Here is a 12,148-nt window from a genome sequence, read left to right on the forward strand (position 1 = left end):
TGGAGGGGACGGGGCTCGTGAGCGAGATGTCATCTGGCGGGGCAGAACCCGCGCAGACCGATGGTCAGGGCGGTGTGGACGGCCCCGGTGACCCAGGTGGGCGTTCCTACGCGCGCAACCTGCAAGGTCCGCCCGTATGGCAGAGCAGCCGGCCCGGATCGATCTACGACTACATCAGAGTGGCCTCGTTCTCGCTCGGCCCCGACGGGCGCATCGACCAATGGAGCGAGCGGGCCGAGCAGATGCTGGGCATCCCCGCCCGATACGCCATCGGCAAGGACCCCGTCGAGGCGTTCGTCCCCAGCGAGTTCCGCGAGACCGGACGCCGCAAGGTGTCCGAGATCCTCGACGGCCGCGAGTGGACCGGCCTGGTGCCCTACCGCAGGGACGAGGGCGGACCGGCCGACGGGCTCGCCGAGATCTATGTGATGCCCTCCCACGACGAGGACGGGCAGCGCGCCGCGGTCTGTGTCGTCGTCGACGTCCGGGCACTGCGCGGCATCGAGACCGACCTCGCCGCCTCGCAGGCCGTTTTCGGTCAATCTCCCATGGGCTTCACGCTGTTCGGCACGGACCTGAAGCTGCTGCGGGTCAACGAACGCTTCGCCACCGTCTTCGGCGGCCCCGCGAGCAAGTACCGCGGCCGCACCCCGCACGACTTCCTGCCGCGCCCCGAGGCCGAGCGGATGACCGTCGCGCTGCGCCGCGTCCTGGAGACCGGCGAGCCGGTCACCGAGATGCAGCTCGTCGGGGCGGTGCCCGGCGAGGAGGAGCGCCGCCGCTGGTCGGTGTCGCTCTACCGGCTGCACGGCGCCAGCGGCCGCCCCATCGGCGTCGCGGCGCTCGCCGCCGACGTCACCGGCCGGCGCCGGGCCGAACGCGAAGCCGCCAACGCCCGCCGCAACCTCGCCCTGCTGAACGAGGCCGGCGCCCGGATAGGCAACTCCCTCGACCTGGAGACCACCGCCCGCACCCTCCTGGACGTCGCCGTCCCGCAGTTCTGCGACCTGGCGTCGGTCGACCTCTACCAGGGCCTGCTCTCCGGCGACGAGGCGCCGCCCGGCATGAGCGACGGCAGCGCGGAGCTGCGCCGGGTCGCCTTCGCCAGCGCCGTCTCCGACGCCCCGTTCGTCAGCGCGGCCGGCGGCTCCCCCGCGGACACGCCGGTCGCGGTCGGCGCCGTCCACCGCTACCCCTTCAACTCCCCCTGCGCGGGCGCCCTGCGCACCGCCCAGGCGCAGATCATCCCGGCCCGGGAGAGCGACGACGGACCCGAGCTGGGCGCGGTGGTGCACTCCACGCTCGCCGTCCCCATGGTCGCCCGGGACACCGTCGTCGGACTGGTGCAGTTCTCCCGCACGAAGGGCAGCGAGCCGTTCGGGGAGCGCGACACCGCCCTCGCCGTGGAGCTCGCGGCGCGCGCCGCGGTCTGCATCGACAACGCCCGCCTCTACCGCCGCGAGCACGAACGCGCCCTGATACTGCAGCGCAGCCTGCTGCCGCCCGGCGACCCGGAGGCGGCCGGACTCGACATCGCTTGCCGCTATCTGCCCGGCACCACCGCCACCGAGGTCGGCGGCGACTGGTTCGACGTCATCGAACTCCCCGGGCACCGCACGGCGTTGGTCGTCGGCGACGTCATGGGCCGCGGACTGCGCGCCGCCGTGGCGATGGGCGAACTGCGCACCGCCGTACGGACGCTGGCCCTGCTCGACCTGGAACCCGCCGAGGTGCTCTCGGCGCTGGACGAGATCGCCCGCGGGCTCGGCGGCAGCGGCAACGGCCGCCCGACCGGGCGCACCGCCCGCGGCCGCAACGGCGCCGCCGCGGCCGCGCCGGAGCCGGGCCGCTCCGCCCGCACCGCCGACCTCTCCGAGGTCTACCTCGCCACCTGCGTCTACGCCGTCTACGACCCGGTCACCCGGCGCTGCACGTTCGCCAACGCCGGGCATCTGCCGCCGGTCCTGGTCGAGGAGGGCGAGGACGCGCTGCTGCTCGACGTACCGCCGGGGATGCCGCTGGGCGTCGGCGGCGAGCCGTTCGAGGAGATCGAGGTGGAGCTGCCGGACGGCGCGCTGCTGGCCCTCTACACCGACGGCCTGGTGGAGTCCCGCGACCACCCCCTCGACGAGGGGCTGCGGGCGTTCAGGGCGGCGCTCTCGGACGCCGACCGCCCCCTGGAGGACGCCTGCGACCACGTCCTCAGCGCCCTGGACACCTCGCACGGCGAGGACGACATCGCGCTGCTGATGGCCAGGGTCCACGGGCTGCCCAAGGACGCGGTCGGCGACTGGAGCCTCGCCCCGGAGGCCCGCTCGGTGTCCCGCGCCCGTGAGCTGGCCCGCGACCAGCTCACGGACTGGGGCCTGCAGGAGCTGGTCGACACCACGGAGCTGCTGGTCAGCGAGCTGGTGACCAATGCGCTGCGGCACGGCCACGGCGAGATCAGGCTGCGGCTGCTGCTCGACCGCACGCTGGTCTGCGAGGTCTGGGACGCCGATCTCGCCCAGCCGCGCCGCCGCCGCGCCCGCGACACCGACGAGGGCGGCCGCGGACTGCAGCTGGTCGGTCTGCTCAGCGAGGGCTGGGGCAGCCGCCGGACACCGCGCGGCAAGACCGTCTGGTTCGAACTGGCCCTGCCCGACGGGGAGTCGGCGGCCGTGGATCCGGCGGATGCGCTGCTGAGCCTGTTCTGAGGGGCGGGCTGTCCACAGGGGGGCTGTCCACAGGGGGCGCGGGCCGGGGAGGCGCCCCCTACCCTGGACGAAAGGGGGGCCGTCGATCCCGTAGGGGATTTCCCTTGCGGGACTTCCCCCACGGGATCTCCCCTACGGGACCTCCCCCACGGGACTTCTCCTACGGGACTTCCCCCACGGGATCTCCCCCACAGGACCTCCCCTACGGGACCGTCCGCCACCCCAGCGGCCGGAGAGTCACTCCGTGCGGCGCCGGATCTTGTTCCCGAGCCACACCAGCGGGTCGTACTTGCGGTCCGCGGCGCGCTCCTTCAGCGGGATCAGCGCATTGTCGGTGATCTTGATGTGCTCGGGGCAGACCTCCGTGCAGCACTTGGTGATGTTGCAGTAGCCCAGCCCGTGCTCGTCCTGCGCGGTGCGCTTGCGGTCGATGCCGGACGCCGGTGCCGCGTCCAGCGGATGCATGTCGAGCTCGGCGATCCGCATCAGGAAGCGGGGGCCGGCGAACGCCGCCTTGTTCTCCTCGTGGTCACGGACCACATGACAGGTGTCCTGGCACAGGAAGCACTCGATGCACTTGCGGAACTCCTGTGAGCGGCCCACGTCCTCCTGCTGCATGCGGTACTCACCGGGCGCCAGCTCCGCGGGCGGCACGAACGACGGGATCTCGCGGGCCTTGGTGTAGTTGAAGGACACATCGGTGACCAGATCGCGGATGACCGGGAACGCCCGCATCGGTGTGACCGTGATCGTCTCCGTACGGTCGAACACCGACATCCGGGTCATGCACATCAGCCGCGGCCGCCCGTTGATCTCCGCGCTGCACGAACCGCACTTGCCCGCCTTGCAGTTCCAGCGCACGGCGAGATCGGGCGCCTGGGTCGCCTGCAGACGGTGGATGATGTCCAGCACCACCTCGCCCTCGTGCACCTCGACCCGGAAGTCCTCCAGGGAGCCGGATCCGGTCTCACCCCGCCAGACCCTGAAGTGCGCCTGGTAGGCGCCCGATTGCTGCGTTTGCGTCTGTGCCTCGCTCACCGGCTCAGCTCCTCGTCCGTCAGATACTTCGCCAGCTCGTCCTTCTCGAACAGCTCCAGCAGATCGCGGCGGATCGGCGGGGTCTCGCGGCGGGAGAGCCGGATCTGCCCGAGCGAGGGGTCCGCGGCCCGCGAGTCGCCCTGCGGGTCGGCGAGCCGGCAGACCAGATTGATGTTGCGCCAGTCGCGGTCCATCGCCGGATGGTCGTCGCGGGTGTGCCCGCCGCGGCTCTCCTCGCGCTCCAGCGCGGCCCGGGCCACACACTCGCTGACCAGCAGCATGTTCCGCAGATCGAGGGAGAGATGCCAGCCCGGGTTGTACTGCCGGTGCCCCTCGACGCCGGCCCGCCGGGCCCGCACCCGCAGGTCCGCGAGCCGTTTGAGCGCCTCATACATCTCGCTCTCCCGGCGGATGATGCCGACCAGGTCGTTCATCGCCTGCTGGAGCTCCTGGTGGAGGGTGTACGGGTTCTCCGCCGGGCCCTTGTCGTGCACCGCGCCGTCCGCGCCGGCCTCCACGCTGAAGGGACGCAGCGCCTCCGCCTCCGCGGCGTCGATCTGCAGCGGATCGACCGCCGGCCGCTCGGCCAGCGACGCCGCGTACTCGGCCGCGTGCAGCCCCGCCCGGCGGCCGAAGACCAGCAGGTCGGAGAGGGAGTTGCCGCCCAGGCGGTTGGAGCCGTGCATCCCGCCGGCCACCTCACCGGCCGCGAACAGGCCCGGTACGCCGGTCGCCGCCGCGGTGTCCGGGTCCACCTCGACCCCGCCCATCACGTAGTGGCAGGTCGGCCCGACCTCCATCGGCTCGGCGGTGATGTCCACGTCCGCCAGCTCCTTGAACTGGTGGTGCATCGACGGCAGCCGGCGGATGATCACCTCGGCCGGCATCCGGGTGGAGACGTCCAGATAGACACCGCCGTGCGGAGAGCCGCGGCCCGCCTTGACCTCGGCGTTGATGGCGCGGGCGACCTCGTCGCGGGGCAGCAGTTCGGGCGGGCGGCGGTTGCTCTCCGGGTCCTCGTACCAGCGGTCGCCCTCGTCCTCGGTCTCGGCGTACTTCTCCTTGAAGACGTCCGGGACGTAGTCGAACATGAACCGCTTGCCGTCGCTGTTGCGCAGCACCCCGCCGTCACCGCGTACGGACTCGGTGACCAGGATGCCCTTGACCGACGGCGGCCAGACCATGCCCGTGGGGTGGAACTGCACGAACTCCATGTTGATCAGCGGGGCGCCGGCCAGCAGCGCCAGGGCGTGCCCGTCGCCGGTGTACTCCCAGGAGTTCGACGTCACCTTGAAGGACTTGCCGATGCCGCCGGTGGCCAGTACCACCGCCGGGGCCTCCAGGACGAAGAAGCGGCCGGACTCGCGGTCGTAGCAGAAGGCGCCGGCGACCCGCTCGTCCGCGGCGGAGCCGCCCTCGGCGCGCGTCTTGAGCACGCGGGTGACGGTGCACTCCTGGAAGACCTTCAGCCGGGCGTCGTACGCGCCGAACTCCCGCTCGTCCTCCTGCTGCAGCGAGACGATCTTCTGCTGGAGGGTGCGGATCAGCTCCAGGCCCGTACGGTCGCCGACGTGCGCCAGCCGCGGGTACTCGTGGCCGCCGAAGTTGCGCTGGGAGATCCGGCCGTCGGGCGTACGGTCGAAGAGCGCGCCCCAGGTCTCCAACTCCCAGACCCGGTCGGGTGCTTCACGGGCGTGCAGTTCGGCCATCCGCCAGTGGTTGAGGAACTTGCCGCCGCGCATGGTGTCGCGGAAGTGGACCTGCCAGTTGTCGTGCTCGTTGGCGTTGCCCATGCTGGCGGCGATCCCGCCCTCGGCCATCACCGTATGGGCCTTGCCGAACAGGGACTTGCAGATCACGGCCGTCCGCATACCGGCCTCGCGGGCCTCGATGGCGGCGCGCAGTCCGGCGCCGCCCGCGCCCACCACGACCACATCCCATGCCTGCCGGTCCACATGCGCCATCGGGGGCACACCTTTCCTTGGAGGAACTCTCGTCCAGAAGTCGGGGTCAGAAGAAGCGGGGGTCCTCGAAGGCCCCGCTGGCCAGCAGGAAGACATAGAAGTCCGCCAGGGCCACGCTGATCAGTGAGGACCACGCGAGCAGCATGTGCCGCTCGTTGAGCTTGCCGACCCAGCCCCACAGCCGGTAGCGCACCGGGTGCTTGGAGAAGTGCCGCAGCCGTCCGCCGACGATGTGCCGGCAGGAGTGGCAGGAGAGGGTGTACGCCCAGATCAGCACGATGTTGGCGAGGAAGACCAGGGTGCCCAGGCCCATGTGGCCCCACTCGTAGTGCGCATCGCGGAAGGTGAGCGCGGTGTCGTACGTCAGCACCCCGGCGACCAGCACCGCGAAGTAGAAGAAGTAGCGGTGGATGTTCTGCAGGATCAGCGGGAAGCGGGTCTCGCCGGTGTACTTCTTGTGCGGCTCGGCGACCGCGCAGGCCGGCGGCGAGGCCCAGAAGCCGCGGTAGTAGGCCTTGCGGTAGTAGTAGCAGGTCAGCCGGAACCCCAGCGGGAAGATCAGGATGAGCAGGGCGGGGGAGAGCACCCACCAGCTGCCGAAGATCTCCCAGTTGGGGCCGCCGCGCATGGTCTCGCAGTTCTCCGCCAGGCACGGCGAGTAGAACGGCGAGACATAGGGCGCGGCGTAGTAGTCGGCGTTCGCGAACGCCCGCCAGGTCGAGTAGACGATGAACGCGAGCAGCCCGGCGGCGGTGCCGGCCGGCGCCAGCCACCAGCGGTCGGTACGCAGATGGCGGGCGGGGATGGCGGCGCGCGAGGCAGTGTGCACACCGCTCGCGCCCGTGTGCGATGAGGGTTCGGTGCCAGTGGCCAACGTCGGTCTCCGTGAAGGGCGCTCCGTGCGCATGCTGTCCGCGAACGCATCCGCCGGGGCGGCAACGGGGTAGGGATCTGAGTGGGGCGGAGCCACCCCCTAAGGGGCCTCCACCAGGGGTTTCCCCCTAGGGCGCATGCCCGTTGCGGGAACCGAGGCCCTCGTCCTCGGCGTCGGTCCACAGCTTGGCGTCGTAGGGGGTGTCGGGGATCAGCACCATCTCCTCGGCGCGGGGGGCCGGCCGGGTCGGCGGTGCGGCCGCCGCGCTCTGCTTGAGCAGGGCGAGGCTCTCGCGCAGATGGTCCGTGTCGTTGCGCACCCGGCGGATGTCCAGCCCCGCGCCGAGCCGCGCCTCCAGACTTCCCACCGACCGGACCAGATCGTCCAGGCTGCGTTCAACCGCCGTCAGTTCGTCCTGAAGGGACATATAACGTGCCCTCACTTTTGAAGGTGTGGTGGGCGATCTCATGCGCCCGAGAGTGTCGCGCGTCACAGTAGGCGTTGGGAAGGGGTCCGGCGCGATTACGACTCGAACCGGTGCGTTTCGGCTACGGCGCGCCGCGGCGGAGATCGAACGCCGGTACGGGACCGGGCGGATGTACGGCCGCAGGCGCGCCCGCGCACCGCCGATCGGCCGTCGCGTATTGCGCCGGGCGGGTGGCCTTCGTACCGCCTTGGACGTGTCGGGGGGCGGGGCGCCGGACGGTCGCTTTCAGTAGGGGCCCATAGATGTGATGAGCCGCAAAGTCGGCCGAACGTGGTGCGCCGGAGCCAGACCGCCGGCGGCGCGACGCGGGCGAGCCCGGAGGTAACAGTCATGACCGACCACGCCAACCCCTCGGCCCCCGCGGCCCGTGGACGCCGCATCGCCGCGCTGGTCGCGGCGGGGGTGCTGCTTCCGCTGCCCGCCCTGGCCGGGTGCAGCGACGAGGGCCGGCCGGCGTCCGCCTCGACGGCCCAGGACATCGCCCCGGCGCCCCGCGGCGAGCTCAGGACCGGCGGCACCGTGCGCTGGGCGGTCGACGCGATGCCCGGCACCCTGAACGCCTTCCAGGCCGACGCCGACGCGACCACCAGCCGGATCGCCGGTGCGGTGCTGCCCAGCATGTTCACCGTCGACGTCAACGGCGCGCCGCAGCGCAACGCCGACTACCTGGAGGCCGCGGAGGTCAGCGACCGGGACCCCCGGCAGGTCGTCACGTACAAGATCAATCCCGAGGCGCGGTGGAGCGACGGCACGGCGATCACCGCGGCGGACTTCATCGCCCAGTGGACGGCGCTGCGCGGCAAGGACAACGCGTACTGGACCGCCCGCAACGCCGGTTACGACCGGATCGGCAAGGTCGCACAGGGCGCGGGCAGCCGCGAGGTCAAGGTCACCTTCGCCCGGCCCTACGCCGACTGGCGGTCGCTGTTCACCCCGCTCTATCCCAGGAGCGTGATGGGCAACGCCAACGCCTTCAACGACGCGGCGCGCGAGCGGCTCCCGGTCGGCGCGGGCCCGTTCCTGGTCCGCGCGCGCGACGCCAAGGCGGGGCGGGTCGTCCTGGCACGGAACCCGAAGTGGTGGGGCGCACCGGCCAAGCTCGACACGATCGTGCTGCAGTCGCTGCCCGGCGACAAGCGGGCCGCCGCGCTGGCCAAGGGCTCCGTGGACGTCGCCGCGGTCGACCAGGCGACCGCGAAGCGGGTCACCTCCGCCGCTGGCGCGGCCGCGGCGGGCCTCTTCCGCAGGGACGGCATGGGCCACGCGGGCCCGCCGGGCGACGACGGCCGGGCCCAGGGCCGCGCCGCCGCCCGGGCCGCCGCGGAGCGCGCCGAGCTGAGCGGCTACACCCTGCACAAGGCCCTGGAGCCCGCCTACACCCAGCTCGCCCTCAACGGGACCAGCGGCCCGCTGGCCGACGACCGGGTGCGCCGCGCGGTGGCCCGCGCCATCGACCGGCAGGCCCTGGCCGACCTCGTCCTCAAGCCGCTGGACCTGCCCTCCGAGCCGCTCGGCAGCCATCTGCTGATGGCCGGGCAGCGCGGCTACGAGGACCACAGCGACGCGCTCGGCGAACAGGACACCGGGGCGGCCAAGGAGCTGCTGGCGGACGCCGGCTGGAAGGCGGACGGCGACCGGCACCAGGCCGGCGGGAAGGCGGCCGCGCCGGCGCCCGGCGCGCGGGACCGGGGGGACGAGGACGGCGGCTCCGGGCGCGAGCCGTACGAGGACGACGGCGACCGGTACGAGTACGGCTACGGGGAGCCGGGCGGCGGCGCGTACGGCGATGCCGAGGGCGCCTACGACGGCCGCAACCCGGGGCGCCCCGTCCCCGGCCACGCCGGCGCGCCCGCCCGGGGCGGCCGGGAGCCGGACGCCCGGCCCGCCGCGGCCAAGGCCCCGCTGTCCTTCACCGGCGTGGTCGGCTCCGAGCTGCAGCAGGCCGCCCTGCTGCGGCAGAGCGCGGCGTTCTACAAGGACGCGGCCGCCGGCCAGAAGAAGGACGCGGACGGCGACACCGGGTCCGCCGCGTACGCCAAGTACAAGCGGTACAAGAAGCGCGCGGCGCAGACGCTGAGCGCCGCCGAGCTGGTCGAGGCCGGCCAGACCCCGTACCTGCCGGGACACGGCGGCCACCCCGGTGCCCGGCGCCTGACCGCCCAGCGCCCCCACCACGGGCCGGCCGCCCGCGGCGACCGGGATCCGGCCGGCGGCGCGGCGGTCCGGGCCACCACCGTCAAGAAGAACGGCAAGCCGCTCACCCTGCGCTTCGTCGTCCCCGACGGGGCGGCCTCCGCGCAGCTGCGCACCGTCGGCCGGCGGATCGCCGCGATGCTCTCCAAGATCGGCGTGCAGACGTCGCTCCAGCGGGTCTCCGACGCCAGCTACTTCCAGGACCACATCGCCTCCGGCGACTACGACCTGGCGCTGTACTCCTGGCCCGGCACCGCCTACCCGGCGACCGACGCCCGCCCGATCTACGCCAAGCCGCAGCCCGCGCCCGACGGCTCGCTGACCGTCGAGCAGAACTACACCCGGGTCGGCTCCGACCACATTGACCAGCTCTTCGACCAGGCCGCCTCCGAGCTGGACGAGGGCGCCGCGCGCACGCTGGTGCGGCAGGCCGACGCCCGGATCTGGGCGGCGGCCGGATCGATCCCGCTCTACCAGCGGCCGGAGCTGGTGGCGACGAAGAAGACGCTCGCCAACGTCGGCGCGTTCGGGTTCGCCACGCCCCGCTTCCAGGACATCGGCTACCAGAAGTAAAGGCCGAGCCAGAGCTCGCAAACGGTGTGAAACCGCAGGTCAGAGGGTATGCGTATGGGCTGCGGCGGCCATTGCCGCCGCAGCCACGTACCATGGGGTGAGGCCGTGGCGTGTCATGCCCGGCAGGCGCGCGTACCGGATGGACGCGTCGCCATCCACGATTCCGGGAGAAGCGCCGCCAGTATGCCCACCCGCCACGACATTCGTAACGTAGCCATCGTCGCCCACGTCGACCACGGTAAGACCACCATCGTCGACGCCATGCTCAAGCAGGCGGGTGCCTTCGCCGCGCACCAGCTCGACTCCGTCGACGACCGGGTCATGGACTCCAACGACCTGGAGCGTGAGAAGGGCATCACGATCCTCGCCAAGAACACGGCGGTGAAGTACCACCCCAAGGACGGCGGGGCCCCGATCACGATCAACATCATCGACACCCCCGGCCACGCCGACTTCGGTGGTGAGGTCGAGCGCGGTCTGTCGATGGTGGACGCCGTCGTCCTGCTCGTCGACGCCTCCGAGGGCCCGCTGCCGCAGACCCGGTTCGTGCTGCGCAAGGCCCTGCAGGCCCGGATGCCGGTCATCCTGTGCATCAACAAGACCGACCGCCCGGACTCCCGCATCGACGAGGTCGTCAACGAGACCTACGACCTCTTCCTCGACCTGGACGCCGACGAGGACCAGATCGAGTTCCCGATCGTCTACGCGTGCGGCCGCGACGGCATCGCCTCGCTGACCAAGCCGGAGGACGGCACGGTCCCGGCGGACTCCACCAACCTGGAGCCGTTCTTCTCCACGATCCTGGAGCACGTCCCGGCCCCGACGTACGACGACGAGGCGCCGCTGCAGGCCCACGTCACCAACCTCGACGCGGACAACTTCCTCGGCCGTATCGCGCTGCTCCGCGTCGAGCAGGGCGAGCTGCGCAAGGGCCAGACCGTCGCCTGGATCAAGCGTGACGGCTCGATCTCCAACGTCCGCATCACCGAGCTGATGATGACCGAGGCCCTCACCCGCAAGCCCGCCGAGGTCGCCGGCCCGGGTGACATCTGCGCGGTCGCCGGTATCCCCGACATCATGATCGGCGAGACCCTGGCCGACCCCGAGAACCCGGTCGCGCTGCCCCTGATCACGGTCGACGAGCCCGCGATCTCCATGACCATCGGTACGAACACCTCGCCGCTGGTCGGCCGCGGCGGCACGGGCAAGGGCGCGGACGCCAAGGCCGCGGTCAAGGACCGCAAGGTCACCGCCCGCCAGGTCAAGGACCGCCTGGAGCGCGAGCTGATCGGTAACGTCAGCCTCCGCGTCCTGGACACCGAGCGCCCCGACGCCTGGGAGGTGCAGGGCCGCGGTGAGCTGGCGCTGGCCATCCTGGTCGAGCAGATGCGCCGCGAGGGCTTCGAGATGACCATCGGCAAGCCGCAGGTGGTCACCAAGCAGGTCGACGGCAAGACCTACGAGCCGGTCGAGCGCATGACGATCGACGTGCCCGAGGAGCACATGGGCGCCGTCACCCAGCTCATGGGTGTCCGCAAGGGCCGGATGGACAACATGTCCAACCACGGCTCCGGCTGGGTCCGCATGGAGTTCGTCGTCCCGTCCCGCGGGCTGATCGGCTTCCGTACCGAGTTCCTGACCAACACCCGCGGCACGGGTATCGCCCACTCCATCCACGAGGGCCACGAGCCGTGGTTCGGCCAGCTGTCCACCCGTAACAACGGCTCGCTGGTCGCCGACCGCGCCGGTTCCGTCACCGCCTTCGCGATGACGAACCTCCAGGAGCGCGGTGTGCTCTTCACCGACCCGGGCACCGAGGTGTACGAGGGCATGATCGTCGGCGAGAACTCCCGCTCCGACGACATGGACGTCAACATCACCAAGGAGAAGAAGCTCACCAACATGCGCTCCTCCTCGGCCGACTCCTTCGAGGCGATCGTGCCGCCGCGCAAGCTGTCGCTGGAGCAGTCCCTGGAGTTCTGCCGCGACGACGAGTGCGTCGAGGTGACGCCGGAGGCCGTGCGCATCCGCAAGGTCGTCCTGGACCAGAAGGAGCGTGGCCGCACGGCTTCGCGCGCCAAGCGGTAACGCTGGGCGCTGGGCCGTTATTCGGGCTCAGGGTGTGTTTGGGGCGTCCCTCTTCTTTGGGGGGCGCCCCTTTTTTGCTTTCTGTTTTTGGTTCCTGTTTTCGCTTCCTGCGTTTTCGGGTTTCCCGCCGTGGGGGTTTGTCGCCGTTGCGCCTGCGGCGGGCTGGGTGCCGCTGCGCGGGGCTTTTCGGGGTGCGGTGGCGGTCCTCCGGGGCAGGGTGTCCGGACTGCTTCGC

The 12,148-nt window shown here is 71.7% G+C and carries 7 protein-coding genes; 3 read left to right on the forward strand and 4 right to left on the reverse strand.

What is annotated here, in order from left to right:
* Nucleotides 1-26: 26 nt before the first annotated feature.
* A complete protein-coding gene (locus tag ACWD6P_RS28250) occupies nucleotides 27-2,696 on the forward strand; it encodes a SpoIIE family protein phosphatase (RefSeq protein WP_451446992.1) in 2,670 nt (889 codons plus the stop codon).
* A 237-nt stretch (nucleotides 2,697-2,933) separates the two neighbouring features.
* Here ACWD6P_RS28250 and ACWD6P_RS28255 read toward each other — a convergent pair whose 3' ends face one another.
* The 4 genes from ACWD6P_RS28255 to ACWD6P_RS28270 all read right to left on the reverse strand — a co-directional run bounded on the left by ACWD6P_RS28255 (nucleotide 2,934) and on the right by ACWD6P_RS28270 (nucleotide 6,999).
* Nucleotides 2,934-3,734 carry a succinate dehydrogenase/fumarate reductase iron-sulfur subunit gene (locus ACWD6P_RS28255; protein WP_451446985.1) on the reverse strand — a complete coding sequence of 267 codons (801 nt, stop codon included), beginning with the start codon at nucleotides 3,732-3,734 and terminating at the stop codon, nucleotides 2,934-2,936.
* Nucleotides 3,731-5,698, reverse strand: coding sequence for a fumarate reductase/succinate dehydrogenase flavoprotein subunit (locus tag ACWD6P_RS28260; RefSeq protein WP_451446986.1), 1,968 nt, complete (start codon nucleotides 5,696-5,698; stop codon nucleotides 3,731-3,733). The genes ACWD6P_RS28255 and ACWD6P_RS28260 overlap by 4 nt, the downstream gene beginning before the upstream one ends.
* Before the next feature lie 46 nt (nucleotides 5,699-5,744).
* A complete protein-coding gene (locus tag ACWD6P_RS28265) occupies nucleotides 5,745-6,572 on the reverse strand; it encodes a hypothetical protein (RefSeq protein WP_451446987.1) in 828 nt (275 codons plus the stop codon).
* A 127-nt stretch (nucleotides 6,573-6,699) separates the two neighbouring features.
* On the reverse strand, nucleotides 6,700-6,999 hold the full coding sequence (locus ACWD6P_RS28270) for a hypothetical protein (protein ID WP_451446988.1): 300 nt from the start codon (nucleotides 6,997-6,999) through the stop codon (nucleotides 6,700-6,702).
* A gap of 390 nt (nucleotides 7,000-7,389) precedes the next feature.
* Here ACWD6P_RS28270 and ACWD6P_RS28275 point away from each other — a divergent pair, with 390 nt between their 5' ends.
* The gene (locus ACWD6P_RS28275) at nucleotides 7,390-9,825 is read left to right on the forward strand and encodes an ABC transporter family substrate-binding protein (RefSeq protein ID WP_451446989.1); all 2,436 of its coding nucleotides are present in this window, start codon (nucleotides 7,390-7,392) and stop codon (nucleotides 9,823-9,825) included.
* Nucleotides 9,826-10,008: 183 nt separating this feature from the next.
* The gene (gene typA, locus ACWD6P_RS28280; protein WP_451446990.1) at nucleotides 10,009-11,913 is read left to right on the forward strand and encodes a translational GTPase TypA; all 1,905 of its coding nucleotides are present in this window, start codon (nucleotides 10,009-10,011) and stop codon (nucleotides 11,911-11,913) included.
* Nucleotides 11,914-12,148: the final 235 nt, after the last annotated feature.

It is taken from the genome of Streptomyces sp. NPDC002446 (assembly GCF_053595675.1).